The sequence below is a fragment of the Kribbella steppae genome (assembly GCF_004342025.1).
GTDB classification, from domain to species: domain Bacteria; phylum Actinomycetota; class Actinomycetes; order Propionibacteriales; family Kribbellaceae; genus Kribbella; species Kribbella steppae.
The window spans coordinates 77,882-104,650 of record NZ_SLWN01000013.1; the positions used below are offsets into that span (position 1 = coordinate 77,882).

Sequence of the window (26,769 nt, forward strand, 5' to 3'; positions counted from 1 at the left end):
TGGTGCGCAACGGCCGATTCCAATCACCTGTTCAGGTGATGGAGCGTCCCGGCCGTTAGGTGGTTGGCTCTGACACGTCAGCGACCTGAAGGAGCACTGCCATGCCGATGATCGACGTCTATGCGGTAGCCGGCACGTTCGGCGACAAGCATCAGCTCGCGGTCGACCTCGCGACGACGCTGATGAAGATCGAGGAGGTGCCGGACATCCCGATGTTCCGGCAGAACACCGCGGCCTTCGTCCATGAACTCGACACAGCCGGCCTCGCCAACGTCGACGGTGAGAACACCTACGTCCGCGTCCAGGTGCTCACGAACCATGGAGCGCTCGACCGCCAGAAACAGCTCGCGGTCGTCGCCGAGCTCACCAGCATCGTGGCCGAGGCGGTCGGCGATCCGACCCTGGCCGACCGCACCTGGGTCTTGCTCACCGAGGCACCGGACGGCGGCTGGGGCCTCGCGGGCCATGCCAACACCAACGAAGAGTTGGTCGCCGCGGCCAGAGCCCAGATCGCCGAGATCGGACGCTGACAGACGTGGCACCCACGGTCGTTCTCGTGCACGGCGCGTTCGCGGACGCGTCCGGCTTCGCCGGCGTGATCCGCGAACTCCAGACCGCGGGAATCACCGTGATCGCCCCACCCAACCCGCTCCGCAGTCTCGCATCCGACGCCGCCGGCCTCGCCACGATGATCGAGGCGATCGACGGCCCGGTCCTGCTCGCCGGCCATTCGTACGGCGGCGCAGTGATCACGCAGGCCTCGGCCGAGCTCGACAACCTGGTCGGCCTGGTCTACCTCGCCGGATTCGGGATCGACGTGGGCGAAAGCTGCGCGAGTGTCCACGAGGCGTTCCCACCGACCCTGCTGGCCAAGACGTCCGCCCCGACGCCGTATGACGCTCCGGGCGGCCCGGGCGGTCCGGATCTGTACATCACCGAGCCGGAGTTCCGAGAGACGTTCTGCGCCGACGCCCCAGTCGACGTCGCGGCGGCGATGTTCGCCACCCAGCGACCGCTGACCCTGGCGGCCCTCACCGAGAGCGCGACCGCGGCCGGCTGGAACACCACACCGTCCTGGTCCCTGATCCCCGACCACGACAACGCGATCGCGCCGGCCGCCCAACGGTTCATGGCCGAGCGGATGCGGGCCACGACCGCGACGATCGCCGGTTCGCACACCGTGTTCATCGCCCGGCCCGTCGCGGTCGCCGGGTTCATCCGGCGTGCGCTGGCGGGATGACTGCTGTCCTGCGCTCGTCCGGTCTGCTTCGATGGGGCTGGAGATGAGCGGAGACGACGATGGTCGAGAGCCGGCCGCTGCGCGGACGCAGTGAGCAGCTGGGCCTGGCGCTCAGTGCGGTACGCCGGGTCCGTGCGGTCGGCGCGTCCGGCGTCGTACTCGTCACCGGCGCGCCCGGGATCGGCAAGACGGCGGTGCTCACCGAGATCTGCCGCCAGGCTGCGGTCCAGCGCTTCCGCGTCGCCCGGACCAAGTGCGACGAGATCGAACAGGTCTCGCCCGGCGCGCCGGTGATCGCCGTACTGCGCTCGGGCCGGGATCCCCTGATCTCGGCCGACGACTACGAGCACCTGGGGCAGATCGAGCCGCTGGTCCTGGCCGACCGGATCGCGACGTACCTGGAGAAGGCGGCCGCGGGCGGGCCGCTGGTGATCGCGATCGACGACCTGCACTGGGCCGACCGGGTCAGCCTGTTCCTGCTGCGCTCGCTCATCCCGCGGCTGATCGGCCTGCCGGTCCTGTGGGTGCTCACCAGCCGTGACCGGCGGCTCAAGTCCGAGCTGGAGAGCGTGGATCACGTCCGGTTCCACCACCTGCTGCTCACGCCGCTGACCGCTCCGGACCTCGCCGCGATGGCGCACGACCGCTTGGGTGGCGTACCGAGCCGGCACACCCAGCAACTCCTGGCGCCATCCGACGGCAACCCGTTCCTCGCGGTGCAGATCATCGACGGGATCGCGCGGACGGCGGGCCGAGAGGACGCGGTTCCAGCCGAGTTCACCGCCGCGATCCATCGCCGCCTGTCCGAGCTCGATCCGACGGTACGGCGGGCCGTCGAACTGCTCGCAGTCGCCGGGCGACCACTGCCGATCGACGACCTCGTCCTACTCCAGCCCGAGCTCACACCGGAGCTCGTCGGCGACGCAATAGTCAGCGGCCTGGTCGCCGAGACGTCGGGAACACTGTCGTTCCGGCACGACCTGATTCGCGAGACGGTGTACGCCGCGATCGCCGGACGCATCGTCCGCGAACTTCATCTCCGCATCGCAGATCATCTGCTGCGAGTCGCCGGCCAAGAGCTGCTCGCGGCATCGCACGTCAAGGCCGCGACGATCCCAGGCGATCTCGGAAGCGCCCTCATTCTCACCTCCGCCGCGGAGCAGTTGACGTCGATCAGCCCCGACGATGCCAGCGAGCTCGCGATGCTCGCGTTCGGGACCCTGCGGCCCAGTCACGACCGGTGGTTCGAGATCGGCAGGCGCTGCCTGGCGGTGGTGGCGCGCGCACAGCACGTCACGGAGACACTGACGGTGGCCGATCAGCTGCTCGCCCGCGCCGACGAGGCCGAGGTGATCGGGCAGATCGAGACCGTGACGGCCCGTGCCCTGTGGCTGGGCGGCCGGGTCGCCGAGCTCACCGAACGCTGCGACCGAGTACTGCGCCTGCCCGGACTGGCGCCGGTGATCGCCGCCCGGCTCACCGCGGCACGCGCCCTCGCCCGGACCCGGCTAGTCCCCGGAACGGCGGCCGCCGAAGGAGCCCGGGTCGCGCTCGAAACCGCTCGTACCGTCGGCGACCAGGAGGCCATCACACTGGCGCTGCAGGCATCCGGTGAGGCGGCCAAGAACGAAGGGCGGCATCAGGCGAGCCTGCGGCACTTCCGTGATCTGCGGCCGCTGCTCGGAACGTCGTACCTGGCCGAAGAGATCATCGCTCTGCAGCTCCTCGACCGGTACGAGCACGCGCAGACCCTGCTGGACCAGTCCCGCCGCGACAGCGAGTCTGCCGTCGAGGGCGCGTTGCCCGCACTGGCCTACGCGCAGGTGTGGCAGGACTTCAATCTGGGCCGGCTCGACGACGCCGACGCGGGAGCACTCGGTCTGATCGAGCTGGGCCGGCAGCTCGGCACCAGCGTGCACGCGCTCGAGGCGATGATGATCCACGCCGCGGTCCTGCTGGCCCGCGGCGACTACGAGGCCGCGGGCCGCCAGATCGAGGCGGCGGCGAGGCTCACCGACGCGGACGAGAACATCCGCGAGCCCGCCGTACCCCTGATGCGAGGCTGGCTGGCCGCGACCCGAGGCGATCTGGATCGGGCGACCGCGATCCTCCGCCCACTGCTCGACACTGCGGCCGAATCACGCACGTTCTGGCCGTGGTGGCCCGGTTGGACGGCGGTGTTCTACGAGATCGGGACCGCCGCCGGCGAGCCGAAGTTCGCCCGGCAGGCGGTCGACCTCGCCGAGCTCGGCGCCGAGCGCAACCCTGGGGTCATCAGCTTCCAAGGACTCGCTCTGAACCTGCGCGGCCGCGCCGAGGACGACCTCGCCCTCGTGGCCCGGTCGGCCGAGGTGCTCGCATCGAGCCCGCGACCAGCGCTCCTGGCGGTCGGCGCCGCAAGCTACGGACGGGCGCTGCTCGCCGCGGGCGATCGCGACGCCGGGATGGTCGAGCTGGACCGAGCCTGGGACATCTACCACGCGATGGGCTCGCTGGACAGCCGCAACGGTGTCGAGGCTACGATGCGCCGCGCCGGTGCCCGCCGTACCAAGTGGGACCAGGCGACCGCACGCCCGGCCACCGGCTGGGAAGCCCTCACCGACGCCGAGCAACGCGTCGCGAAACTCATCGCCGTCGGCCACACCAACAAGTCGGCCGCCTCGACCCTCGGCATCTCCATCAACACCGTCGGCACCCACCTCCGCGCCGTCTTCGCCAAACTCGGCATCCAGTCCCGCGTCCAACTCGCCAACACCCTCCACGCCCACCTCGGAGAGAGTCGCGAGCCGAACGGCTGAGAGACCAGTCAGGAGATCTGCACGATCGTGAAAACTGGTGGAGAGGTCGGTGAGCAACCGGTCGTTCCCGACCGTCGCATCAGGGCGACTTCGAAGCAGCTCGCGCGGTGTTGACGATGGGCCTCGTGCCGAATCGGCTGATCGTGGTGATCCCGACGATCGGTCGAGGTGACGTCGTTCCGGCTCTCGAGTGTCCTCCATCGGGTGATGCGCGACACCCGTCCGTCAGGTGATCTGCGCCAGTGCGGAAGCGCGGATCGCGGCTGCATCCGGGCGGATGGTCCCTAGGTGAAGAGGTCCTGCCCCTCCGCGCCAGTCGGATCGGAGGTCAAGAGGTCCTCGTGAAGGAACTCCAGGTCCGAGCCGGTGTCGGGCGTTGGCTCGCCAGAGTCGTCGAGGCCGGCCGCCCACCTGGTCATGGCGGCAAACGTAGCAAGTCGCGACGGATCGCACTGAGCAGGCTCAAGTCGCGAGCGGGTCGGCGACGACCGAGTACAGATCGACTGATTGCGGCCGTCGCCGTCTCCGGATCGCTCTCGCAGGACTCGATCCTGCGCGTCGGTCTAGCGGCTGACGGTGGTTCGGAGACCCCAGCCGAAGCGGTAGAGGGGGTCGTAGCCGCGGTCGCCGATGTTGATCGGCTCCTGGTCGGCGCTGCGCGGCCAGGTGTGGGACAACTTGCCGGTGAATGGGCGCTGGCCGAACAGTACGTCGGCCACGCCCTCTCCCTGTGAACCCGGAAGCCAGGACGCCACCAGTGCATCGATCGTGCTGAGCTGCGCCGGCGGGATCACCTGCGGACGGCCAGGCACGACCAGCACCACGCACTTCGCGATCGCACCACACACCTTGTCGATGACAGCCTGGTCCACCGCTTGCAGGTCGAGGCTCTTTGCTTCGCGCGGTACTCCACCGTCCTCCGGGTCGAACGCCCACTCAGGACCACCGACGTCGCCGAAACCCTCCGCATAAGGCGTTTCGCCGACGACCACGACCGCCACATCACTGCCCGCGGTCGGGGCCGAACCGACCTTGCTGTACGTCACCTGCGCACCCCGGGCGGTCGTTCCGGCCTTCGCGCGGCGAAGAACGCCCTGCTGGTTGTGATTGAAGATCGCCTCAGCGAGTCCGGTCGCCTCAGTGAGGGCGGCGCTCTCGGCGAGTTCGAGGGTGCAGGAATCGAGGTCCTGGTCGGTCTCGACCAGAAGCTCGTAGCCGCCGGGTTTGGCTCGCTTCCGGCCAAGGCGGATGATCGCTGTGGGCTGTGCGCCACGCTGCCACTCACAGTGCGCCAACTCACGGACTACGGCGGACTCGGCCAGAGCTTTCCCAGGGAGATCTCGTTACTCTCGTCGATACGCTACACCGCGTCGACGGCCAGTCCGATGCATGCGCTGGCCCCGGTGATCACTGCAGTCCGTCCGACCAGGTTGAAGTCCATGTCGGCGGTGTGTACCGGCATCCACGAGGTGAACTCGTCGATCCTTCCTCTAACAGGGCGTGCACTTCAGCCGAGGTTCCCGACGGGCGGCTGCCGTTGGTCGCAGCGGCAGCCGCCCGAGCGCCGGTTATCGCAGGAACTGCAGGAGAACGCTGGTGAGTTCCGCGGGGTGTTCTTGGTAGAGCCAGTGCCCGGAGCTCGGGATGACCAGCCCGGTCACGTTGGCGGCGTACTCGCGGACCCAGGTGGCCTCACGGGTGCCCAGGTTGCCCGAGGCACCGATGGCAAGGACCGGCATGCTGAGCTTGGTCTTCTGGTAGATGGCGTTGTCCTTGACGTCTTGCGGCAGGGTGGCGAACCACTCGATGCTTGCCCGCAAATGTCCGGGTTGCGCGAGGAAGTGGGCGTAGATGTCCATGTCGCATGCAGTGACGGCGCCCTTGACCACCTCGCTTGTCGGCATGAAGTCGGTCACCCACTGCCTCTCCCGGCCGCTCATCAAGTCCTCGGCCAGGCCGTTCTTCTCGGCGAACAGGCCGAACCACCACAGCCCGGGACCGTTCGGAGTCAGCGAGGGGAAGGTGTAGATGACCGGATCCGGGATCGGGGCCTCGCTGAGCACGAGTTTCACGACATCATCACGATGGGCGGCGGCGTACGGATAGGCGACTGTGGTGCCGATGTCGTGGCCGACGATCCTGATGTTGCGGCTGAGGCCGAGTTTGACCATGAGCGCGTAGATGTCGGCGGCCATGGCCTTCTTCGTATAGGCGGCGGAGGAGGCGGGAGCATCGCTCAGCCCGGCGCCGGGTAGGTCGGGCGCGACGACCGTGTAGCGCTGGGCGAGCGCGGGCAGGACGTGGTCCCACGTGTACCAGGTCTGCGGGTAGCCGTGCAGCAGGAGCAGGGTAGGCCCGTGACCGCCGCGCACGTAGTTGATGCCGATGCCGTTGACTTTGACTTTGCGCTCGACGAAGCCGGCTGGGGGTGACGGGTTGAGGGAGCAGGCGCGTTGGGCCGTGAGGGCAGGGCTGCCCGGGGCGGATCGAGCGTGAGCGGATCCGGTTTGGGCGGACGCCCCTGGTTCGGCCGCGATGAGCAGCCCGGCGATGGCGGCGACGGCCGCGATGACGATGGCGAGTGCACGCACGCTTATCAGGTGCGCGAGACGAGACGACCGTGTAGCTGTACTCATTTCCAAACCTCTCGCAAGCGGATGGTGCTTTCACTCGATGAGAACCTCCTGCTCGCGAAGGCCGATACCAGACTTCGTGGGCCGGGATGAGATGGCTTCCATCTCTCCTGGAGATCCACCTCAGCCGGCCCGGCGGTTTGGCTCGAGTCCACCTTCCCGATGAAGGAGATCGCACCAAATCCGGATGGTTTCAGCTGCCGACTGGTCTTCCTGGCGGGAGGACTCGCCCGAGGTAGTCCAAGGCGCGGACTTGGTCCGGGTCGGTGACGCGCAGGCCGACATATCCGTCAGGCCGCACGATCAGGAGAGTGTCGCCGTCAATGCCGTAATCGCGGTGGGCGTGGCCCTCGTGATCGATCACCGAACTCGCATCCAGGCCGGCGTTGGGAGCATCGGCCGGTAGGACAGCGAACGACCGCAGTACCCGAGGAAAGCGATCGGCGAGAACCTCGGCGGTCTTGCGGCTCTGCGGCCCGAACGCGAGCGCGGTCAAGTGCTGACCGCGGAAGAGGTCGAAGAACCGGGCAGCGCTGCCGTCAGCCGCCTGGCCCAGCGAGTCCGGTGCGCGGTCCCCCGGGTTCACGATTGCATCTGATCGCGCGGGGCCGTCGTTGAGCGCGCTGGCGGGGTAGTTCAGATTCAGTTGCAGGGTGTCCGTGCTTCGCCCCTCACTCGGCACGCCCCCTTTGAGGCGTTCGGAGATGAGCTTCGAGGAGAGACTCAGGATGTCGGCGGCGATGGGGAGCCGTTCCTCCTCGTAGGTATCGAGGAGTGCTTCCGGGGCCCCGTCCAGCACGTGAGCGATCTTCCAGCCGAGGTTGTACGCGTCCTGGATACCGGTGTTCATTCCCAGCCCTCCTGCCGGCGAGTGGACGTGGGCCGAATCACCGGCGAGGAAGACCCGGCCGACCCTGTACCGGTCGACCATCCGCAGGTTGAAACGCCAGATGGACTGGGACACAACGCGCCGGACGCGGATATCGTCTCGCCCGCTCCGCTGGTCGATCAGGCTCTGAATCTCCTCCCGCGAAAACTCCTCCGCGGCATCGTCAGACACACCGATCTGGATCTGGAAGGTGTCCGTCGACGCCAGCGGGCACAGCGCCAGGAGCTTCCCGTCGGGGCTGGGCCACCAGTGCCAGAAGTCGCGATCCAAGCCGCTCAGTTCGACATCACCGGTAAGCATCCTGACTGTCTCGTCCGTCTGCCCCAGAAAGCCGACGCCAATGAGCTTTCGCACGTCACTCGACGCCCCGTCGCTGCCCACCACAAAAGGCACGGAGACGTTCTCGCGTCCGCCCGCGTTCTGGATGGTGACATGGGCGAATTCGCCGTCCTGTCCCAGGCCCACAAGCCGCGCCCCGTACTCCACGGCCACGCCCAGCTCCCCGAGCCGCTCGCGCAGCACCTCCTCCACGCGCCACTGCGGGATCAGCATGGTGCGGGTGTAGGGGGTGGAGCTGCTCGGCTCCTGGGCATCGGGGTTCACCTCGCTCGTTCCCAGGACAGTCGTGGCCTCGTACTTGCGTATCGGCGTACGGGAGCGTCCAAAAGCCATGATCCGTCCGACCACACCGAGGTCATCGAGTACTTCGAGGCTGCGGGGCTGCAGCCCTTTCGCGCGAGAACCTGAAGGCGATCCGTCGGCGGCGTCGATGACACGTACCGCGATCCCCCTGCGCGCCAGATCACAGGCGGCGACCAGCCCCACGGGCCCGGCTCCCACTACCAGTACCTGGATCTTCGTGGAACCGGTCGTGTTCGGACCCGCTCCGGCTTCGCGCTCGTCGGTGTATCGCATCTCTGCCCCTTCGCTTCAGGCGGACCAGGTACCGGTGCACTGCGCAAGCAGGACCTCCGACCAGATGGCTGACGCGAGCCAGGTGGGACCTGAGCCGACCGGGACCAGACCACCCGTTCCAGCTCGTCGGTGACCAGGTGAACCTGGGCTCGGCGCGTGATGGTGGAGGATGCGCCGCCCGGGTCGGCGGGGCGCTGGTCGGGCGGAATCGCAAGCATCTCCTGCACGCTCGCGCGAAGGGTGCGCAGCGCCTCCAGTTCGGTATCGGGCAGTGTCGGGTCGGCCGGGTCCAGCCCGCGATCGTGGGCCCATTGGCGTCCTGCCTCCTCGAGCCACCGCTCCACGGTCACACACAGCCCGGCGTACTCAGCATCGCCTTGGTGTACCTGCGAGTTCCAAGATGGCGGCGGCGGCGTGTCGGGCGACGGCCGCCGAGGGGTCGCGGTCCGCATTCGCTGCCACGCTTGCGGCGTCGTACAGCAGGTGCAGCTCGCGTCCGACTGCCTCGTGATTCGGTACGTGCGCCTCGGCGGCCAGTTCCGTCAGCAGCGCGCGAACCCAGGCGCGGTAGTCGGCGTGGGCACGCTCGACCAGACTTCCGGGTGCCGCCTCCGCGCTGGCGGCAAGGAAGGGACAGCCGTTGAAGTCCGGTGACGCGAAGACGTCTCCTTGGACCTCGAAGACCCCGAGCAGTCGGTCTCGGGACGCGTCGAAACGGGCCAACCCGTCCTTGATCGCCTCTTCGATGGAGATCCGGCGTGCCTCGAGGTAGGCGACGACCAGCGCTTCCTTGCTGCCGAAGACTGCGTAAAGGGACTTCTTCGAGGCGCCGGCGCGCTTGCTGATCCGGTCGACGCCGACTGTCTGCACACCCTCGCGGTAGAAGAGTTCATCCGCGGCGGCCAGGATCCGGTCACGCACGTTCGCAGTACTCGGGCCGTGCATTCAGCTCGCCATTTCAGCGCGGCCTCGAGGTGGCGGCTGACAATCGTCATTCCGTACTCCGTTCGCTTGAAATGATTCGGCAGCCGCCGACCAGGGCTATCGGGTGACGGCGGCCGATCGTCGAGCGATGACGATGGCGATGAATGCGCCCACCGACAGCACACTGGCGAAACCGATCATCGACGGCCGGAGCGCGACATGCTGGATGACCAGGCTGAATGCGATCGACGGCAGCCCCATGCCGACGTACGCGATGATGAAGAACATGGCGAGCACGCCGGCCCGCGAAGCCGGTACGGCGACGATCGCGGCCTGAGTCACACCGCTCTTGATGAGGAGCCCCGCGCCACCGCCGGCAAGAGCCGCGGATGTGAGCGCCAGCCAGAGCGTCGGCTGGTAGAGCGACACCGCGGTCAGCGCCAGCCCGATGGGGAACAGCAGCCCGCCGATCAAGAGCACCGTCGACTCGGCGAGCCTACCGAGCGCGAGCTGCGCGACGGCTGACGCGGCGAAGGCGGCGAACGGCACAAGGCCGGCGACGAAGTATGACGTGATGCCCAACTCGCCGCGCACGATGATGGCGCCGAGCGAGGCGAACAATCCCATCACCGCGAACGCGAAGAACCCGACGGCTGCTGCTGCCCCGAAGGCTGCGCGCTGACCTGGACGCAGAGCAAAGCGCACCGGCCGGTCCTGATCCGCCGCCTCGGTGTCGATTGTCTCGGGGCTGGCCAGAACCAGCACGAGAAGCCCCGCCATCAACACTCCGAAGATGATGTACGGCGTACGCAGCGGGGAAGGCGCCCACTGGGCCAATACTCCCGCTGCCAGCGGGCCGAGTGCGAGACCACCGAGATTGACAGCGGTCGCGACCAGTGCGGGAGCGGCTGATCCGTCTCGCTCGGGCCGCGCCTCGTGGTAAAGATCGCTGAGATAGGCAGTCGCGGTCGACGCGATCAGACCGATCGCCACACCAGTCAGCACCCGGCCGACGATCAGGCCAGGCAGGTCAGGCCAGAAGGCCAGCACCGCATCGGCAAGAATCGCGACCAGTAGTCCGGGGACGATCACCCGGCGGCGGCCCAGCCGATCGGACAGGTGGCCGAGCAGCCGGAAACTGGCGCCGGTGCCGACGACCAGCACCGCAAAGGCGACCGTCACCGTCGTCGCGCCGAAGCCATCCCGGACCTGGTAGATCGGCCACAGCGGGGTGGGGACGGTACCGAACGCCATCAACGTCAGGAACGCGGCAGCCACGAACCAGAAACCGGCCAGATGTCGCCCAGCGCTGGCAACCGCGACACCTGACGAACGTGTAGCAGTACTCATTTCCAAAACCTCTCGCAAGCGAATGGTGCTTCCACCCGATGAGAACCTCCTGCTCGCGAAGGCCGATACCGGACTTCGTGGGCCCGGATGAGATGGCTTCCATCTCCCCTGGAGATCCCGAGGCTGGAGCTCCTCAGCCGGCGCCACCGCCTGGGGGTACGTCGGTGCGGCCGTCGCGGTCTACGCGGTCGCTGCCGACCGGCCCGGTTGGACTGCTGTGCCGGGCCAACATGCCGGCTGCGAACGCGGCGGCCGCCGGACTGGTCTCGGCACGCGACGGCAGGATCAGGTAGAGATGGCGATCCATCTGGGCACCGTCCACTCGGAGGTGACGCAGCAGGCTGTCGGGACCGGTCAAGACCCTGTACTGGAGTCCCACCGGGGTGAATCCGATGCCGGCACCGGCGGCGATCATCTCCAGCAGGACCTCCCAGTCGCCGACCTCCGCGACGATCCGCCGGGTAATTCCGGCCCCAGCGAAGAGTGCATCGCACAGCAGCCGCGCGGTCCAGCCCGGGGGCACGTCGACGAAGCGCTCGCCGGCGAGGTCGGCGACGGTCACATGGTCACGGCGGGCCAGTTCGTGATCGCTGCGACAGGTCAGCGCAAGCGGCTCGCTGGCCAGCGAAGTAAGGCGCAACCGGCCGCGTTGCTCCAGAGCCGGTCCGATGGCGCAGTCGAGCTCGCCGTTCTCCACCATGTCGAGCATGACCAGCGCGGCGGCGGGGCGCATCCGGACGTCGACGCCGGGATGGTCGCGCAGGAACGCGCCGAGGTAGCCCGCGAACGGTACGAGGTACTGCGCCGAGAGGGCGATGCCGAGGCGGAGCCGGCCCACGAGCACCTCCCGGGTCTCCTGCACCGCGCGACGGGCGGTTTCTGCGGCGCGCAACGCCTCGCGCGCCGGCGCCAACAGGGCCTCTCCGGTGGCGGTGAGCCGCACCGGCCGGGTGCCGCGGAGGTAGAGCTCGGTGCCGAGCTCGCGTTCCAGGGTCTGCAGGGAGTTCGACAGTCCGGATTGCACGATCAGCTCGCGACGGGCCGCGGCGGTCACACTGCGCTCCTCCGCAAGTGCGATGAAATGGCGTAGCTGGCGCAACTCCATGCCCGAACCTCCATCTGCTGAGCGGATCGAGGGTATCTCCACCTCCTGCCGAGAAGTCGGAACGTGGAGCTTCTGGATCGTCGCAGCGCCCCGGAAGCGGCCAGGTTTGCGCTGCGGTCATCTGTCCCACAGATCACGGGCATCGGAGGCCGCTGTCGCCGTACCCCGGTGGGCGCCGCTCAAGCCGCGCGGCGACCTGTGGCACATTTCGACCGATCGCGTCCGGAAGGTTGAGTGGCCGGAGGATGTCCCGGCCGGGCTGGAGAGTTGGCACCTTCTCACGGGGTGAACGAAGCGGTTTGTTGGGTTGGGCGGCGCTGGATCTTCAATGGCGCCACTCACCGACGTCATCCAGGTTCAGATTGCGTGTTTTTACGTACACGCCGCCAGTCCGCCATCAGTACGGTCCGACAGGTCCGCAAACATCGTTGGCCGTGCGGGCTCGACGAGGAAGTGATCGGCGTGTTCCTGACGACGGATTCCGTGCCGGTGCGTGACCGGGCGGCGACGGTCCGGGAGGCGATCTGGCGGTCGGTGGCACGGCTGGAGCTCGCGGAGGAGGAGGTCGTCTTCGGCCAGACGTACCCGCGCGGGCGCCGTACCGAGGGCATCGCGGTCCGGGCGTTGATCGGGCAGCTTCGTCGTCATGTCAGCGAGTATCGCCAGTGGCGGGCCGACGGGCTTTCCAGCCAGCAGGAATCTCCGTTGGGCGCTGACCACGACGACACGGGAGTCCAGGGATGGGACCGTGCATCGTCGCCGGGCCGCTGCTGCTGGCCGGCCTCGGCGGCGGCATGGTCACGTCACCCAACATCACCCCTGTCCCTGCAGCATGTCCCCGTGCGGATGGCCGGGGCGGCCGGCGGTGCCTTGCAGACCGCTCAGCGGATCGGCGGTGCTGTCGGCACCGCCGTATTTGCCACGATCTTCTACCGGCTCCTCGCCGACTCCCATCACAACTACGCGACAACGGTGCCGGCCACTCTGCTGCGTGCATCCGCGCTGATGCTGGCGGCACTTTGCATCGCCACGACCGACCTCGTGATCCACCACCGACGCCGCTGAGCCGGAGGCGGAGGCGGGCGACGAACGTCAAGGCCGGGATACCCCCGCTGGCCGCGCTCGGAAGCCGACCACCTGCCCTCGCACCTTCCGGCTAGCGGGAACGTCGAACGGCCGCTGACCGCGATGTCCTCGGCCGCCGCTGACGCGAGGCTGGTTGCGTCCGATCAGGACGCAGTACGACGGCTAGGCAGCGGAGAAGACGAAATGGTGACAGCGCTCCCCACTCTCGGATTTGTCGGTCTCGGTCACATGGGTGGTGCGATGGTCAACCGCCTGCTCGACGCCGGCTATCCCGTCCACGGCATGAGCCGCACGCGCGAGCGGGCCGAACCGCTGGTAGCCCGCGGCTTGCACTGGCATGAGACCCCGCGCTCAGTGGCCGACGCGGCGGACGTCGTACTGAGCTCTCTCCCTGACGATGGCGCACTCGACACCGTCGCCTCTGGGTCGGACGGCGTTCTCGACGGCCTCACACCGGACAAGATCTGGGTCGACCTGAGCACCGTCAGTCCCGCCGCGAGCACCGCGCTCGCGCAACGAGTGCGGGCGCGGAATGCGGCAATGCTCGATGCTCGGTGTCGGGGAGCGTTCCGCAGGTCCGGTCCGGGACGTTGACAATCATGGTCGGCGGCGACGACAGGACATATGCGCGGGTCGAACCGATCCTGCGGGTGCTCGGCAAGCCGACTCACATCGGTGCGAACGGGCAGGGCCTGGCGCTCAAGCTCGCGATCAACATCAGCCTGGCCGTCCAGATGCTGGCGCTGTCAGAAGGTCTGCTGCTCGCCGACCGGTCCGGCGTCGACCGCAAGCTCGCCCTCCAGGTGATGACCGAGAGCGCGATCGGTTCGCCGATGCTGAAGGCGCGGGCGCCGCTCGTGCTCCAGTTGCCCGACGAGGCCTGGTTCGAGATCCGCCTGATGCAGAAGGACGTCGACCTGGCTCTCGACCTGGGCCGGAGTCTGGGTGTTCCGCTGCCGAGCACGATCAGCGCGGACGAGGTGCTGGCGGTGGCCCGCACGCTCGGATTCGCGCGGCGTGACATCGCGGCCTTCTTCGCCGTCCTCGATCAGCTGACCAGTGACCGGTGAAGCAGGTCATCCGCCGTCGGATCGCAGCGGAAGTCAGTTGAGGGACGAGTAGAAGTCGAGGTGCGCGGCAGCCGCGGCTTCCCAGGTGTAGCTCGCGGCGACTGTCCGCCCGAGTTCTCGACGCACGGATGACCGCTCCGTCATCGCCGCCCGGAGGGCAGTCGCCACGGCGACTGGCCCGGTCGCGTACGTCGCCGCCGCGCGGAAGATCTCATGGAAGACGGGCAGGTCGGAGACGACGATCGGGACACCTGCCGCGAGGGCTTCCATCGGGGCCAGGCCGAATCCTTCCTTGACCGAAGGGAAGGCGAAGACCTCGGCACCCGCGACCAGGCCAGGCAGCAGATCGTCCTCGACCGGCCCGAGGACGATCGGACAGACACCGAGTTCGGCTGCCCGCGAGTCCCACGCGGCACGGTAGGGGCGGTAGTCGAAGAGGGTCTCACCGCCGGCGATCACCAACCTCAGCCCAGGGTCGCCGATGCGTGCGTATGCCTCGAGCAGGTCGAGCGATCCTTTGCGGGGCTCGATCCCGCCCACGGTCAGCACGTACCGGCCCAGCTGTTCCCGCCAGCGGGCTCGGGCGGCTGTCGCGGTCGGCGTGTCGGCAGCAGCGGCGGCGAAGCGGGCGGCGTTCACACCGTTCGGTATGACTGTTGCCTTGAGCCCCCACCCGTCCAGCAGGTCGGTCGCGACCGATTCGGAGACGCAGATGTGCGCAACCGGATCGACGATCGCCCGCTCGTGACAGGCGACCAGCTCAGGTGTGGTGAAGTGGTCGAGGTGATGGACCGTCCGGATGCACCGGCCGGCCGCGTTGGCACTGATGCAGTCCTGTGCGTGCACGACGTCGTACTGCGATCCGTCGAAAGCATCCCGCAGTACGGTGATCGACCGCAGGATCCGAGCGCCGACCTCTTCACCGGGTACGTCGGGAAACGGTACGACGGACAGTCGCACGCGGGGGTCGACCTGGCGGAAGAAGTGGGTGTCGCCACCGCGGCCGAGGGACCACACCGTCACGTCGATACCAGTTGCGGCCAGGGCTTCGGCCAAGGACACCGTGTGGACGACACCGCCGCGCGGTTTGGTCGAGTAGCTGAGCAGCGCGATCCGCATCAGTAGGCCTCCGGGCGGCGTTCGTCGAGGTGGTAGAGGACGCGACGGGCTACCTCGATCTCGGCCTGGATGTCTACCTCGGCGATCGCGATCCCGGCCTTGGACCAGGTCCGGGCGACAATGTCGCCGCCCGGACCGACCACCTTCGACTGTCCGAGGAAGCGCATGCCGCCGATCGAGCCGGTCAGGTTGGAGGAGACCAGCACCACCTGGTTCTCGGCCGCACGGGATCGGTCGTACAGGTCGAACAGTCGGGACTGGCGGTCCTCGTTCATCCGGGGCGCGCGGTTGGTGATGCTGGTCGGCCAGGCGCACAGGCAGGCGATCAGTTCGGCGCCGTCGACCGCGAGCGCGCGGGCCGCTTCCGGGAACGTCTTGTCGTAGTCGATCATCATGCCCATCCGGCCGATCGGAGTGTCGAAGGCCGCGAACTCGTGGCCTGCCGCATAGATCGACCGCTCCCCCGGCGGCTGGTGCACCTTGTGATGCTTCCCGAGTACGCCGTCGCCGGTGACACACAACGCGGTGTTGTAGCGATCAGGACCGACGGCCTCGCAGAAGCCGAAGCACACCACCATCTCGCCGGCCATCGCGATCACCTTGGAGATCAACGGATCGTCGAGCGCGAGTGCCGGCGGCAGGTCGTCGAGCGACGGCTTGCTCAGGTCGGTGAGGTAGCCGCCCAGCGCCGCGTCCGGCAGGACCAGCAGTTGGACCTCCGCACGGCGACCGTGCCGGATCAGCGCCTCCACTCTGGACAGGTCGAACTCCAGGTCCCGGGTGAAGCCCGCCGCCACGGCTCCGATCTTCAGACCCATGCCAGTTCGTACGTCTCCGGCCGCCGGTCGCGCAGATGTCCCATCGACCGGCGGGCCAGTTCCAGCGCCAGCTCGACATCCAGTTCGGCGATCGCCATTCCTTCGGTGACGCCGGTGTCGGCGAGGATCTCGCCGCCCGGATCGACCACCTTGGCACTGGCGACGAACCGCAGCGAGCCGAATGTGCCGGACTGGTTCGAGGACAACCAGACCACTTGGTTCTCCAGCGCCCGGGCCCGGTCGAACAGGTCGAACCGCCTCTTCCACCGGTCCTTCGCGAGATCGGGATCCGGATTCGTCCGCGCTCCCGGCCAGGCGGACATGCACACGATGATCTGAGCGCCGTCGAGGGCGAGCGTCCGCGCCGCCTCCGGAAACGCCTTGTCGTAGCAGATCATCAGTCCCAGCCGCCCGACCGGCGTATCGAACGCCTCGAACCGATCACCGGCCGCGTAATGCTCGTCCTCCCGCAGTGGCTGGTGCACCTTGCGGTGATGCCCGAGTACGCCGTCGCCGGTGACACAGACGGCGCTGTTGTAGATCAGTCCGTTCTCGGCCTCGGCGTACCCGGCGGTGACGACGAGATCGCCGGCCAGCCGGGCAAGCCGCTTGATCTCCGGGCCGTCGACACCGAACGCCGGCGGCGGTTCCGCCGTACCGTCGAGGCTGAGCAGGTAGCCGCCCAGGGCACCCTCCGGAAGGGCGAGCAGCTTCACCCCGGCCTCACGGGCCTGCTCGATCAGAACCGCCACGCGCGCGAAGTCGCCGTCCAGATCGCGGTCGAAGTTCGCGGCGACCGCCGCCATCCGAAGAGTCATGCTGCTCCCATCCCGGTGACACCGGCACTCAGCGCTTCGGTGACCTCGCCATCCGGCCAGCGCAGTAGGACGCCTTGTCCGATGGTCAGTTCGCCACACACCGAGCCGACGGCCGGACCCGCTGACAGCTCCTCCGGACCGGCGGTGAGCATCGCGAAGCCGGGAAAGCACGTCAGCCAGTCCCCCATCGACGCGGCATCCGGCTTCGGTACGTCGGCGACGTCGAGCAGGGCCGCACACCCACTGGCTTCCGCGAGCATCCCGAGCGTGCCGACGACACCTGCCATCGACACGTCCTTCGCCGCTGCAGGTCTCGCCTCCCCAACTGCGGTCACCATCGCCCGCAGCTCCTCCGGTCGCCGATGACTGGTCGAGTCCCACTGTCGCCCCGCATAGCCGGGACGCCAGCCTCCGCCGAGGTCTGCCGTCAGCCGCACCGGCTGCCCCGGCCGACCGCCGCCACCCGGCACCGGACGCGCGGTCCGCCCGAGCGCCGTCACGCTCAACGCCGCCGGCACACCGAGTTGTGTGTGTCCACCCAGCACCGGCACTCCGTACGCGTCCGCGGCCCGTCGCAATCCGCTCAACACACGACTCGCGAACGACCGATCCCGGGCACCGAGTGCATCCAGAAGCCCGAGCGGTACGGCGCCCATCGCAGCAAGATCGTTGACGTTCACCAGCACCGAGCACCACCCGGCCCACTCCGGATCCCGCTCCACCATGGCCGGCACAATCGCGTCACAAGCCGCGACCAGTTCGGTCCCTGGCACCGGCGCGCCGTCATCCCCGACGAATCCCGCCGGCCCGATCCCTTGCAGCAATGGCCCCAGCTCACTCTTGGTGGCCGATGCCAGCCGCCGGACCCGGTCGATCGGCCACCGCATCAACACATGCGGAGTGCCGGCCACCGTCACCCGATCGACGGTTTCCCATCCCAGCCGCTGGAAGAACCGGTGGGTGCCCGTCTGCACGGTTGCGTCGAACCGAAGAACACCTGCTGCTTCGGCGCGCGCACAGGCAGCGCGCACAAGCGCCGCGCCAACACCTTTGGTCGCCCCACCCGGCAGAGTGACCAATCGTCCGCCCTGCCACCAGGCGATGTCGGGACCGTCGGCCACCGGGCCCAGCCGCACTCCCCCGGTCACCGTTCCATCGGCATCACGAGCCACCAGGACGATCGTGCGTGGATCGTCGTCGCGCTCGTCGAGGTCACTGTGATCGAACAGACCTTGCCGCTCGACGAAGGTCTGTCTGCGCAGCTTCCGGTACGCGGCCAGCGTGGCTGTGTCTTCGACCTCCTCGATCAGGAAGGCCGGAGGAGGATCACCCAGGAGCGCATGCACATCCGCGGCGTGAAGGACACCCGTGGTCTGGACCAGCGGTGTACTCATGAGCCGGCCGCCGAGAGCAGGCTGCAAGCACCACAGGCAGCACAACCCGCGCCCTGATCGGTGCCGCGCATCCCGGCGGCGGCCAGCAGCGCGGCCACCCGGGACGTGATGTCCCGGACGAGGTCGGGATGCGGGGGCTTGACACCGTCGGCCCGCGCGAGTGTGCCCAGCATCGGACGCAGCGGCACCACGAACGGATAGACACCACGCTCGATCAACCGTCCTGCCCCGGCGATCAGTTCGTCCGGGTCCTCGCCCAGACCGATCAGCAGGTACGTCGAGACGCGGTTACGGCCGAACACCCGGACGGCCTCGGCCCATGCGTCCTCGTACTCGGTCAAGGTGACAGTGGACTTGCCCGGCATCCACCGCCGGCGGACGGTGTCGTCCAGCGACTCCACGTGAATGCCGATCGAGGTCGCCCCGGCCCCTCGGAGATCCGCCAGCACCCTCAGGTCATCCGGCGGTTCGATCTGCACCTGGATCGGGAGACCCGGCACCGCGGCGAGGACCGCCCGCACCGATCGGACCAGGTTGCGGGCGCCGCGATCCGGGCCGGTGGTCGTACCCGTCGTCATCACCATTTGCGTGACGCCGTCGAGCCGGACCGCCGCCTCGGCGACCTCGGCCAACTGGGCAGGGGTCTTCGCCGCGATCGTGGCCCCGGCCCGCAGCGACTCCTCGATCGAGCAGAACCGGCAGCGGGTGGCTTCGTCGTACCGGATGCAGGTCTGGACGACCGTCGTGGCGAGTACGTCCTTGCCGTGCAGGAGAGCGATCTGCTGGTAGGGAATGCCGTCGGCCGTGGTCAGGTCGTAGAACCGCGGCCGCCGGACCGGTTCGACGGACAGCCCCAGATTCAGGCCGTTGCGGAACACAGACCCGTCCCTGACCTGATAGGGGCTGTTAGCAACGATCGGAAGGGTCGCGTTGGCACCGTCGATGACCAGGTGCCCGTCGTCGCTCGGCCCGGCGCCCTTGCTGCGACGTACCGGTGCGTCGACCTGTACGCCGTACACGGCCATCTCGGCTCTGGTCGCGAGGCCTTCGGTGCCAACGCTCATAGCCGGCTCCTCAGAACATGTAGGTCGAGTTGATGATGGCGCCCTTGCGCGCGTAGTGGATCAGCGCGTCCTGCACATCCAGCGGGTGGGTCGGAATGACGCCCTCGATCAGGTCCTCCTCGCGGGCGCCGTGCAGGGACAAGCCGAACCGGCAGCAGTACACCTTGCCGCCCTCGGCGATGAACGTCGTCAGCGACTCGTTGATGTTGTGCTCACCGGGAAATGCGGAATTGCCGGTGGTCGGGAACCCGCGAGTGGCCAGGCAGTTCAGCGAGCCGGGACCGTAGAAGTAGATCGCGGACTCGAACCCCTTCCGCTGCGCCCGAGTCGCCTGCAGGATCGCGACGAAGCTCACCGAGGACTCGTGCGCGATGCCGTGCACCAGGGTGAAGTAGGTCTCGCCGTCCTCGGCCTGGTAGTCGGGAAAGACCTTGGTCCCGCCGTAGATGCTCGAGCCCTGCGGCAGCGACGGGTGCGGGATCTCCTCCAGGCTCTTCGTCTCGAGCTCGGTCAGTTCGGCCAGTTCGGGCATGTCGTTGCTCCTTGTGCTGTGATGGTTGATCAGTCGTAGAGAGCGGTGAAAGTGCGGTGGAAGACCAGGTCGCCGAGTTCGCCGTCGCCCATCGCGGTCCGCATCCGGGCCAACTCGCCGGCGTGGTCGCCCCACGGCTGGTCGCTGGCGAACAGGACCCGGTCGTGCCCGGTGCCGCGGCGTTCGATCTCGGCCGCCAGCCAGCCCGGGGCGAACCCGATCGCCCAGGACAGATCGGTGTAGACGCGTTTGCCGGCTTCGATCCAGTCGAAGAACCGGGAGCCGATCAGCTTGATGTGACCGCTCATCCCGCCACCGAAGTGAACGAGGTGGAGCGGGACCTGGTCGGCATACGACTCGACCAGGTGGCCGACGTGGTCGATGTCGGACGCGGCGCCGGGCGACGTGTGCACGTGCACGACGAGGCCGTTGTCCCTTGCAGCGTTGAAGATCTCGTCGAGCAGCGGCCGAGCATCGTCGTCTGTCGGATGTCCGCCCAGTAGGAAGCTGAGCTTCAGCGCCCGTACGCCGGGTTCCGTCGCCAGGGTGAGCGCCTTCGCGGTGAGCTTGGCGTCCTGCGGTCGCGGGGAGACCCAGAGTCCGGCCCGGATCCGGTCGTCGCGTGCCGCTGCCTCGACTACGAGGTCGTTGAAGGCAAAAGAGACCGCGACGTCCGGTACGCCGTAGTTCGGGATCACCAGCGCGCGTTCGGTGCCCTCGGCATCGAGATCCTCGAGCAGTTCGTCGATGGTCGCGCGGGCGGTGATGTCGGGACTGACCGGCGGACCGCCGTAGAACGGGTACGCCGGCAGCACGCCGAGATGACGATGTGCGTCGTACACCTTCATCTCAGGCCACCGTCCGCTGCGCACGGGGCACGCCGGCGATCCAGTGCACACCTGCCTGCCACTCCGTGACTCGCTCCACCAGGAACTGCGCGTCGTCGGCGACACCACCGAAGCGGCCCGAACCCCAGGTGTGCTGCCACGGCAGACCGATGAAGTACAGGCCCGGCACACTCGTGACGCCACGTTTGTTCGTCGGATAACCGCGACCGTCGAACACCGGAACCCGGATCCAAGCGTCGTCCCGCTGGAACCCGGTACTCCAGACGACCGCGCTGATCCCGTGCAGTGAAAGGGTTTCCGGCTCCTGGACCGGCTTCCAGATCGGCTGACAGCGAGCCTCTGGCGGCGCCACGATCCCCCGGGCGGCGATGAAGGCGTCGATCGAGTCCTTGATGCCCTCGGAGACCGCGTCCGCGTGGTCCAGGTTCTGCCGCAGGTCCGGCGCGAACCGCAGTGTGGACCGGTCCGCGTCGATCAGCCGTCCGTACAGCTGCATCCCCTCCAGCGCGAACTTTCGCAGGTCGATGTCCCGGCCACCGTCGCGTCCGGTGACGTAGTGGTTCACCCGGAACCGGACCGCGTCGGCGTCGTCGAACTCGTCGATTCCCTTGCTGTAGTAGCCCATCCGGTCCAGCCAGGCGACCACGTCGAGTCCGCGGTAGAACCTGGCCACCCGCGGCGCGCCGCCGGTGGCCAGGTGAACCGTCCGCCCGGCGAGATGGAGATCTTCGGCGATCTGGCAACCCGACTGCCCGGTCCCGACGACGACGATCTCGCCGTCCGGCAGCTGCCCAGGGCGCTTGTATTGCGAGGAATGCAGCTGCGTGATCCCGCTCGGCAACCGCTCGGCCATCCGCGGGATCCGCGGCTGCTGGTAGGGCCCGGTCGCAACCACCACCTGCCCGGCGGTGATGGTGCCGTGCGTCGTGGTGATCCGGAACCCGTGATCCAGTCCCGTCGCACGAACGCCCTCCATCAGCGGGACGTCGTACGAGCCGGCGTAGTCCTCGAGGTACCGGACGATCTCGTCTCTGGCCATGAATCCGTTCGGCGACGGTCCGTCGTACGGGAATCCTGGGAGCCGGCACTGCCAGTTCGGCGTCACCAGGCAAAACGAGTCCCACCGCCGGTTGCGCCACTCACTCGCGACCCGGTCCGCCTCCAGAACAACGTGATCCAGGCCCTGGCGGGTCAGGTGCCAACTCGTCGCCAGACCCGCCTGACCCCCGCCGACCACGACGACGGAGTAGTGCGCACCGTCTCTGAGCTGCATGCCGGCTCCCGGGGTTCGATCCGTCCTGGCTGACATCCAGTGAAGAACCATCCGATTGCCGCACCATTGCCCCCGGAACAAACTCGCGTTTCCGATGAGGCCTCGCAGGTTTCGCGTGTGTAACCACGAACACGCAAATCAGCCGGCAGTACCTGATGGCCCCGTCAGACAGCTTCAGCCGAGCCTCGAGCCTGCTGGGAGTTGTCGGGGCGCGCAGTGAGCGAGGGTGACGATCTCGACCATCCTTCGGGCCAGCAGCCTGGCCGGGTCGACCACCGGGGGTCCGAGATCGCCTTCGTTCATGGCCAGCACGAGTTCAGTGCAGGCTGCGACGACCTGCTCGGCACCGCGTGCCGCGAGCCGCCGAGCGACCGCCGTCAGAGCACGTGCATCCACCGGCCCGACGCGGCCGGCCTTCACCGAGGCGATCACGTTCACCACGAGCTGCTGATCGCCCGGGTCGGGCTCGATCACCGCGACACCACGTTCCGCCAGCGCCTCGGCGTACAGGCCGGTGCGGACGGTGCCGTTGGTGGCGAGCAGCCCCACGACCCGCACGCCACTGGAGGCGATTGTCTCTGCTGTCACGTCGACGATGCTGACAAGTCGCATTCCTGCCTCGGCGGCCAGGGCAGGCACGAACGCGTGGGCTGTGTTGCAAGGCACCGCCAGCAGGTCACAGCCGGCCTGCTTGAGCGCCTCGATGCCGCTCCGCAGCCAAGGCGTCGGGTCCGCTGCTCCACCCAGCAAGCTCGCGCTCCGGTCGGGCACTCTCGGGTCTGCCCAGATCACCACCGGGAGATGATCCTGGTCGCGACCGGCCGGCGTCTCCTCGATCAGCTTGGCGTAGAAGTCTACGGTTGCCGCAGGCCCCATTCCGCCCAGTACGCCGATCCGACGGCCGGCCGTCGCGCTCACCTGGCCACTGCCACGACGTCGATCTCGACGACCGATCCGTACGGCAAACCGGCCACTTCGACCACCGTCCGCGCAGGCCGCGGCGCCGGCCACACCTCGCAGAACTGGGCGTTGGCCTCGTCCCGCAGGGTGATGTCAGTCAGATAGTAGGTCGCCTTGACGACGTCCTCGAGCCGGGCGTTCGCAGTCGCGAGCCGGCGTCGTACCGTCTCCATCGCCTCGGCCAGTGCCTCCGCCCGGCCACCGACGACAACGCCGTCCGGGCGCAACGGAAGCGACCCGGACACGAACACCAGTCCCGCCGCGACGACCGCGTCACTGTACGGATGTGCCTCGACCTTGTCGGCACTCATGAAGTCTCCTCCAGTACGGACGCCAGTAGTTGCGGATCGATGGATCCGCCGGATACGACAGCCGCTGTCCCCCGCCGGAGGGGCACGATCTCCTGCATCCAGGCCGCGACCGCGACTGCGCCGGCCGGCTCGACGACGAGGCGGCCCTCGATCGCCAGGTACCGCACCGCGGCGAGGATCTGCGCGTCGGTGACGGTCACGATCTCGTCGACGTAGCGGCGGACGTGCTCCCACGGATGGATGCCGAGCGCGGTGGTTCGCAACCCGTCGGCCACCGTGCGATAGGTGCGCTTGGGGTCCCAGGCGATTCGCCGGCCCAGCGACAGGCTCTCGGCCGCATCGGCAGCCAACACCGGCTCGACACCGATCACCTTGGTGTCCGGGCGGAGCACCTTGATGGCGGTCGCCACTCCGGAGATCAGCCCGCCTCCGGACACCGGCACCACGACGGTCTCGAGGTCGGGCACCTGCTCGAGGAGCTCCAGCCCGATCGTTCCCTGCCCCGCGATCACGCGCGGATCGTCGTACGGCGGGACGTGGACGTACCCCTTCGCGGCCCAGTCGAGCGGCCGGGTGTCACGCTCGGCCGCTGGTACCAACTCGACTTCCGCGCCGAGTGCCCGGACGGCCGCGACCTTGTTCGGCGGTGCCGCATCGGGCATCACGATGACGGCCCGGAGGTCGAGGCGGCGAGCAAGCCACGCCACCGCGCGGGCGTGGTTGCCGGAGGACTGCGCCACGATGCCGTTGGCCCGCGCCTGATCGATGACCTGGGCAATCGTGTTGTACGCACCACGGAGTTTGAAGGCTCCGGTCGGTTGCAGCGACTCGGCCTTGCAGTGCAGCGAGATGTCGGGACTCTCCGGGTGCGGCAGGTCGATCACCGGCGTACGGAGAACCACTCCGGCGATCCGATCGGCCGCGGCACGGATGTCGTCGAGGCCGACCAGTTCGGGGCTCATCGGGCTCCCCGTACGACGGGCCGGCCGGGGAGCGCCGTGGTGATACTGCCGTCACGGACAACCGGTTGGCCGGCCACCAGTACGTGGTCGAACCCGGTCGAGCTGGCCTGCGGAGCGTCGTACGTCGAACGATCGCTGACGAGCTCGGCGTTGAACACCACCAGGTCCGCGTCGGCCCCGATCTGCACTCTGCCCTTGCGCGCCATGGCAGGGCACGCCTCCTGCAGGATCTGTGCCGGCAGCAACGAACAACGCCGGAGTGCCTCCATCAACGGCAGGGCGCCGGTCTCGCGCACCATCGTGCGGAGGAACCGGGAGAAGGTGCCGGTCGTGCGGGGATGCGACGACGCGTCCGGCGGCAACTCCCGATCACCTTCGACAACTGTGCCGGTGGGAGTCGTGAACGGGATCGCGTCCGAGGCGACCGCGGTGTCGGCCATCAGTAGTGCGCGATGGATGAGTGACAAGTCTTGCTCCTGGTCTTCGTCGAGGTAGTGGATGATCACCAGCGCGCCCGGGGTCTCCCGGCGGATCTGGACCAGCCGGGCCGCGTCCTTCGGGCGTTCACCGGTCGCGACGATGCTGAGGTTCGACGGCTGGATCCCGAGCCGGGCGAGGTTGTCCGGGTGCAGGAAGGGCACACCGACCGCGGTCATCCCGGCCCCGTACGGGTAGGCCTCGGTGGTGACCTCCAGCCCTCGGCGTCGCGCGCCGTCGATCAGCTCGGCGACCTCGTCGATGGCCCGCAGCGACGTCGAGTTCACGTGGCACAGGTGCATGTGGGCGCCGCTGCCGGCAGCCGCGGCGACCACCTCGGCCGCGCCTTCCAGTGCGGACTCCGGATCTTCGGGGTTCTTGAAGCGAGCATGCGTGTACGTCGGTACGCCGTGCCGCGCGGCCAGAGACGCCACCCGGAGGTACTCGTTGCGACCGGTCTGGGGTGCGTAGCCGACCAGCACACCGATGCCGACCGCCCCCGCGGAGAGCTGCTCCTCGAGCCGGCCGATGATCCTGGCCAGCTCGGAGGCATCGGCGGGCCGCTGCCAGCCGGTGCCCGCGATGCCGTTGGTGAAGTCGAGAAAGCCACCCTCAGGACTCGATCCGTCCATGACGTCCATGCGTGCCTGCGCCCAGGAGGCGGAGTACCCGTAGTTGACCGGGCGGCCCGCCTCGGCCGCACGCTCGAGCGACCTCTGTACGTCGCCCGCGCCGGACTCCAGCTCCAGTGCGGTGGTGACGCCGTCGAGAGCCTGTAGCCGCAGTGACGGGATGTTCTGTGCATGGCTGTGCAGGTCGATGAAACCCGCGGTCACCACCCGCCCGCCGACATCGAAGGTCGTGCGTGCCCGCGGTGCCGGACCGCCGACCGCCACGATCCGGCCGTCGCTCACCGCCACGTCGACGACCTTGTCCAGCCCGGTCTCCGGGTCGATCACCCGGCCACCGGTCAGCAGCAGGTCGCATTCGGCAACCGCATCGGGTCGCGAGTCCATCGCACCGTCCTCTCCGGCCGGCCCATTTCGGCCGGCTGTCTCGTTGGCATGGCAAGTATCCGGAACTACGCTTCATCACGTGGATATGCGCCGTATTGGGACACAGGGCATAGTCAGGCCGCAGGATTCGGACATCGCGCCGAGCCTCTTGCTGTCCGAGGCGGACCTCGCGCTGATCGACGCCCTGCAAATCAGCCCGCGCGCGAGCTGGGCGCAACTGGGCGATGCCCTGGGCGTCGACCCGGTGACCGTGGCACGACGCTGGGCCCGGCTGAACTCGAACGGTGAGGCGTGGTCGACCGTCGCGCTGGGGCAGCGGCAGCTGCACACCATGACGATGGCGTTTCTCGAGCTCGACTGTGAGGCGGGCTCGACCCTCGAGGTCGCCGACGCACTGGGCCGGGCCGGGCACCTGATCACGCTCCAGCACATCGCCGGCACCTACGACCTCTGGGTGATCGCGGTGTCGGCGTCCCTGCCACCGCTGGCCGACTACCTCCTCACGGACCTGCCGCGACTGCCCGGCGTACGCAAGATCCGGACCCACATGGCCACCCGGGTCTTCGACGCGTCACGACGCTGGCGCCTGCGGGTACTGCCGCGAGTGGCGGTGTCCGCATTGGCTCCGTCAGTGGGCTCGGCCGAGTCGACCAGACCGATGGACGACATCGACCGACGTCTCTTCTCGGCTCTGTCGGTCGACGGGCGGGCCACCTACCCTGAATTGGGCGAGGTGGTCGGCGCCTCCGCCCGGACGGTGCAACGGCGGTTGGCGAGACTCGTTGCGACCGGCGACGTGGACTTTCGCTGCGACCTCGCCCGGCCGTTGGCGGGTTGGCACGCGGCAGCCGTGCTGTGGCTGGAGATGCCGGACAACCTGCTCGAGAAGACCGGCCGGGCGTTGGTCGAGTGGGCCGAGACGCGGACCTGCGCGGCCATTGCCGGGCCGGCCAACATGCTCCTCACGGTCGGCCTGCACGCCGCCTCGGATCTCCATCCGCTGGTGTCCCGGCTCACCGGGGAGTTCCCGCACGTCCGGGTCGTCGATCGGCAGATGGTGCTTCGGCAGGCGAAGTTGTACGGACGTGTGCTGGACGCCACGGGCCGCTGGGTTCGCGCCACCCCAGTCGACCCGTGGGCCCTCGAGCCCCGGTGACTCCCGGACCC

24 protein-coding genes and 1 pseudogene are annotated in these 26,769 nt (G+C 68.5%); 6 read left to right on the forward strand and 19 right to left on the reverse strand.

Annotated features, from left to right (window positions below; all coding sequences use genetic code 11):
- The first annotated feature begins 101 nt into the window (after positions 1–101).
- From EV652_RS32695 to EV652_RS32705, 3 genes are read left to right on the forward strand one after another with little or no spacing between them, the layout of a single operon-like run.
- Positions 102–530: a tautomerase family protein gene (locus EV652_RS32695; RefSeq protein ID WP_132213151.1), complete on the forward strand. Its 429-nt coding sequence runs from the start codon at positions 102–104 to the stop codon at positions 528–530.
- 5 nt (positions 531–535) lie between these two features.
- The gene (locus tag EV652_RS32700; RefSeq protein ID WP_199238520.1) at positions 536–1,240 is read left to right on the forward strand and encodes an alpha/beta fold hydrolase; all 705 of its coding nucleotides are present in this window, start codon (positions 536–538) and stop codon (positions 1,238–1,240) included.
- A gap of 59 nt (positions 1,241–1,299) precedes the next feature.
- Positions 1,300–4,038, forward strand: coding sequence for a helix-turn-helix transcriptional regulator (locus EV652_RS32705; protein WP_132213153.1), 2,739 nt, complete (start codon positions 1,300–1,302; stop codon positions 4,036–4,038).
- 284 nt (positions 4,039–4,322) lie between these two features.
- Here the strand turns inward: EV652_RS32705 and EV652_RS45890 are convergent, their stop codons facing one another.
- From EV652_RS45890 to EV652_RS32735, 7 genes are all read right to left on the reverse strand, one after another.
- A complete protein-coding gene (locus EV652_RS45890; RefSeq protein WP_255512655.1) occupies positions 4,323–4,457 on the reverse strand; it encodes a hypothetical protein in 135 nt (44 codons plus the stop codon).
- Positions 4,458–4,601: 144 nt separating this feature from the next.
- Complete coding sequence (locus EV652_RS32710; RefSeq protein WP_242002145.1) at positions 4,602–5,333, reverse strand: glycoside hydrolase family 3 protein; 732 nt, start codon at positions 5,331–5,333, stop codon at positions 4,602–4,604.
- A gap of 273 nt (positions 5,334–5,606) precedes the next feature.
- Positions 5,607–6,674: an alpha/beta fold hydrolase gene (locus EV652_RS32715; RefSeq protein WP_132213154.1), complete on the reverse strand. Its 1,068-nt coding sequence runs from the start codon at positions 6,672–6,674 to the stop codon at positions 5,607–5,609.
- A gap of 190 nt (positions 6,675–6,864) precedes the next feature.
- A complete protein-coding gene (locus EV652_RS32720) occupies positions 6,865–8,475 on the reverse strand; it encodes an FAD-dependent monooxygenase (RefSeq protein ID WP_132213155.1) in 1,611 nt (536 codons plus the stop codon).
- Positions 8,476–8,841: 366 nt separating this feature from the next.
- Positions 8,842–9,396, reverse strand: coding sequence for a TetR/AcrR family transcriptional regulator (locus EV652_RS32725; RefSeq protein ID WP_199238521.1), 555 nt, complete (start codon positions 9,394–9,396; stop codon positions 8,842–8,844).
- 120 nt (positions 9,397–9,516) lie between these two features.
- Positions 9,517–10,749 (reverse strand): MFS transporter, encoded by a 1,233-nt coding sequence (locus EV652_RS32730; RefSeq protein ID WP_199238522.1) that lies wholly within the window; start codon positions 10,747–10,749, stop codon positions 9,517–9,519.
- Between the two features lie 133 nt (positions 10,750–10,882).
- Positions 10,883–11,854 (reverse strand): LysR family transcriptional regulator, encoded by a 972-nt coding sequence (locus tag EV652_RS32735; RefSeq protein ID WP_132213157.1) that lies wholly within the window; start codon positions 11,852–11,854, stop codon positions 10,883–10,885.
- Between the two features lie 285 nt (positions 11,855–12,139).
- On the opposite strand from EV652_RS32735, the gene EV652_RS44815 reads away from it, so the two are divergent.
- Both EV652_RS44815 and EV652_RS46255 read left to right on the forward strand, forming a co-directional pair.
- Positions 12,140–12,919 (forward strand): hypothetical protein, encoded by a 780-nt coding sequence (locus EV652_RS44815; protein WP_199238523.1) that lies wholly within the window; start codon positions 12,140–12,142, stop codon positions 12,917–12,919.
- Between the two features lie 230 nt (positions 12,920–13,149).
- Positions 13,150–14,010: pseudogene (locus tag EV652_RS46255) on the forward strand (NAD(P)-dependent oxidoreductase); the annotation flags it as partial.
- A gap of 33 nt (positions 14,011–14,043) precedes the next feature.
- Here the strand turns inward: EV652_RS46255 and EV652_RS32760 are convergent.
- From EV652_RS32760 to EV652_RS32815, 12 genes are all read right to left on the reverse strand, one after another.
- Positions 14,044–15,129: an MSMEG_0565 family glycosyltransferase gene (locus tag EV652_RS32760; protein ID WP_132213161.1), complete on the reverse strand. Its 1,086-nt coding sequence runs from the start codon at positions 15,127–15,129 to the stop codon at positions 14,044–14,046.
- Entirely contained in the window at positions 15,129–15,947 is an 819-nt protein-coding gene (locus EV652_RS32765; protein ID WP_132213162.1) for a carbon-nitrogen hydrolase family protein, read from the reverse strand. Before EV652_RS32765 ends, EV652_RS32760 begins: the two co-directional genes overlap by 1 nt.
- Positions 15,938–16,765 carry a carbon-nitrogen hydrolase family protein gene (locus tag EV652_RS32770; RefSeq protein WP_199238524.1) on the reverse strand — a complete coding sequence of 276 codons (828 nt, stop codon included), beginning with the start codon at positions 16,763–16,765 and terminating at the stop codon, positions 15,938–15,940. Before EV652_RS32770 ends, EV652_RS32765 begins: the two co-directional genes overlap by 10 nt.
- Positions 16,762–18,159 carry an MSMEG_0567/sll0787 family protein gene (locus tag EV652_RS32775; RefSeq protein WP_132213163.1) on the reverse strand — a complete coding sequence of 466 codons (1,398 nt, stop codon included), beginning with the start codon at positions 18,157–18,159 and terminating at the stop codon, positions 16,762–16,764. Before EV652_RS32775 ends, EV652_RS32770 begins: the two co-directional genes overlap by 4 nt.
- Positions 18,156–19,223 (reverse strand): MSMEG_0568 family radical SAM protein, encoded by a 1,068-nt coding sequence (locus tag EV652_RS32780; RefSeq protein WP_132213164.1) that lies wholly within the window; start codon positions 19,221–19,223, stop codon positions 18,156–18,158. Before EV652_RS32780 ends, EV652_RS32775 begins: the two co-directional genes overlap by 4 nt.
- Before the next feature lie 10 nt (positions 19,224–19,233).
- Complete coding sequence (locus EV652_RS32785) at positions 19,234–19,755, reverse strand: MSMEG_0572/Sll0783 family nitrogen starvation response protein (protein WP_132213165.1); 522 nt, start codon at positions 19,753–19,755, stop codon at positions 19,234–19,236.
- Between the two features lie 29 nt (positions 19,756–19,784).
- The gene (locus EV652_RS32790) at positions 19,785–20,603 is read right to left on the reverse strand and encodes an amidohydrolase family protein (RefSeq protein ID WP_132213166.1); all 819 of its coding nucleotides are present in this window, start codon (positions 20,601–20,603) and stop codon (positions 19,785–19,787) included.
- Between the two features lies 1 nt (position 20,604).
- Positions 20,605–21,876 carry an MSMEG_0569 family flavin-dependent oxidoreductase gene (locus EV652_RS32795; protein ID WP_132213167.1) on the reverse strand — a complete coding sequence of 424 codons (1,272 nt, stop codon included), beginning with the start codon at positions 21,874–21,876 and terminating at the stop codon, positions 20,605–20,607.
- Positions 21,877–22,050: 174 nt separating this feature from the next.
- Positions 22,051–22,794 carry a cysteate racemase gene (cuyB, locus tag EV652_RS32800; RefSeq protein WP_132213168.1) on the reverse strand — a complete coding sequence of 248 codons (744 nt, stop codon included), beginning with the start codon at positions 22,792–22,794 and terminating at the stop codon, positions 22,051–22,053.
- Positions 22,791–23,147: a RidA family protein gene (locus EV652_RS32805; protein ID WP_132213169.1), complete on the reverse strand. Its 357-nt coding sequence runs from the start codon at positions 23,145–23,147 to the stop codon at positions 22,791–22,793. The genes cuyB and EV652_RS32805 overlap by 4 nt, the downstream gene beginning before the upstream one ends.
- The gene (locus EV652_RS32810; protein ID WP_132213170.1) at positions 23,144–24,109 is read right to left on the reverse strand and encodes a threonine ammonia-lyase; all 966 of its coding nucleotides are present in this window, start codon (positions 24,107–24,109) and stop codon (positions 23,144–23,146) included. The genes EV652_RS32805 and EV652_RS32810 overlap by 4 nt, the downstream gene beginning before the upstream one ends.
- Positions 24,106–25,602, reverse strand: coding sequence for an amidohydrolase family protein (locus tag EV652_RS32815; protein ID WP_132213171.1), 1,497 nt, complete (start codon positions 25,600–25,602; stop codon positions 24,106–24,108). The genes EV652_RS32810 and EV652_RS32815 overlap by 4 nt, the downstream gene beginning before the upstream one ends.
- An 85-nt stretch (positions 25,603–25,687) precedes the next feature.
- Here EV652_RS32815 and EV652_RS32820 point away from each other — a divergent pair, with 85 nt between their 5' ends.
- Positions 25,688–26,758: an Lrp/AsnC family transcriptional regulator gene (locus EV652_RS32820; RefSeq protein WP_242002156.1), complete on the forward strand. Its 1,071-nt coding sequence runs from the start codon at positions 25,688–25,690 to the stop codon at positions 26,756–26,758.
- The last annotated feature ends 11 nt before the right edge of the window (positions 26,759–26,769 follow it).

Coding starts and splice junctions, on each gene's coding strand:
- EV652_RS32695 (WP_132213151.1), top strand. CDS start 102: ATGCCGATGATCGACGTCTATGCGGTAGCCGGCACGTTCGGCGACAAG.
- EV652_RS32705 (WP_132213153.1), top strand. CDS start 1,300: ATGGTCGAGAGCCGGCCGCTGCGCGGACGCAGTGAGCAGCTGGGCCTG.
- EV652_RS45890 (WP_255512655.1), bottom strand. CDS start 4,457: ATGACCAGGTGGGCGGCCGGCCTCGACGACTCTGGCGAGCCAACGCCC.
- EV652_RS32715 (WP_132213154.1), bottom strand. CDS start 6,674: ATGAGTACAGCTACACGGTCGTCTCGTCTCGCGCACCTGATAAGCGTG.
- EV652_RS32720 (WP_132213155.1), bottom strand. CDS start 8,475: ATGCGATACACCGACGAGCGCGAAGCCGGAGCGGGTCCGAACACGACC.
- EV652_RS32730 (WP_199238522.1), bottom strand. CDS start 10,749: ATGAGTACTGCTACACGTTCGTCAGGTGTCGCGGTTGCCAGCGCTGGG.
- EV652_RS32735 (WP_132213157.1), bottom strand. CDS start 11,854: ATGGAGTTGCGCCAGCTACGCCATTTCATCGCACTTGCGGAGGAGCGC.
- EV652_RS32760 (WP_132213161.1), bottom strand. CDS start 15,129: ATGCGGATCGCGCTGCTCAGCTACTCGACCAAACCGCGCGGCGGTGTC.
- EV652_RS32765 (WP_132213162.1), bottom strand. CDS start 15,947: ATGGGTCTGAAGATCGGAGCCGTGGCGGCGGGCTTCACCCGGGACCTG.
- EV652_RS32770 (WP_199238524.1), bottom strand. CDS start 16,765: ATGACTCTTCGGATGGCGGCGGTCGCCGCGAACTTCGACCGCGATCTG.
- EV652_RS32775 (WP_132213163.1), bottom strand. CDS start 18,159: ATGAGTACACCGCTGGTCCAGACCACGGGTGTCCTTCACGCCGCGGAT.
- EV652_RS32780 (WP_132213164.1), bottom strand. CDS start 19,223: ATGAGCGTTGGCACCGAAGGCCTCGCGACCAGAGCCGAGATGGCCGTG.
- EV652_RS32785 (WP_132213165.1), bottom strand. CDS start 19,755: ATGCCCGAACTGGCCGAACTGACCGAGCTCGAGACGAAGAGCCTGGAG.
- EV652_RS32790 (WP_132213166.1), bottom strand. CDS start 20,603: ATGAAGGTGTACGACGCACATCGTCATCTCGGCGTGCTGCCGGCGTAC.
- EV652_RS32795 (WP_132213167.1), bottom strand. CDS start 21,876: ATGCAGCTCAGAGACGGTGCGCACTACTCCGTCGTCGTGGTCGGCGGG.
- EV652_RS32805 (WP_132213169.1), bottom strand. CDS start 23,147: ATGAGTGCCGACAAGGTCGAGGCACATCCGTACAGTGACGCGGTCGTC.
- EV652_RS32810 (WP_132213170.1), bottom strand. CDS start 24,109: ATGAGCCCCGAACTGGTCGGCCTCGACGACATCCGTGCCGCGGCCGAT.
- EV652_RS32815 (WP_132213171.1), bottom strand. CDS start 25,602: ATGGACTCGCGACCCGATGCGGTTGCCGAATGCGACCTGCTGCTGACC.
- EV652_RS32820 (WP_242002156.1), top strand. CDS start 25,688: ATGCGCCGTATTGGGACACAGGGCATAGTCAGGCCGCAGGATTCGGAC.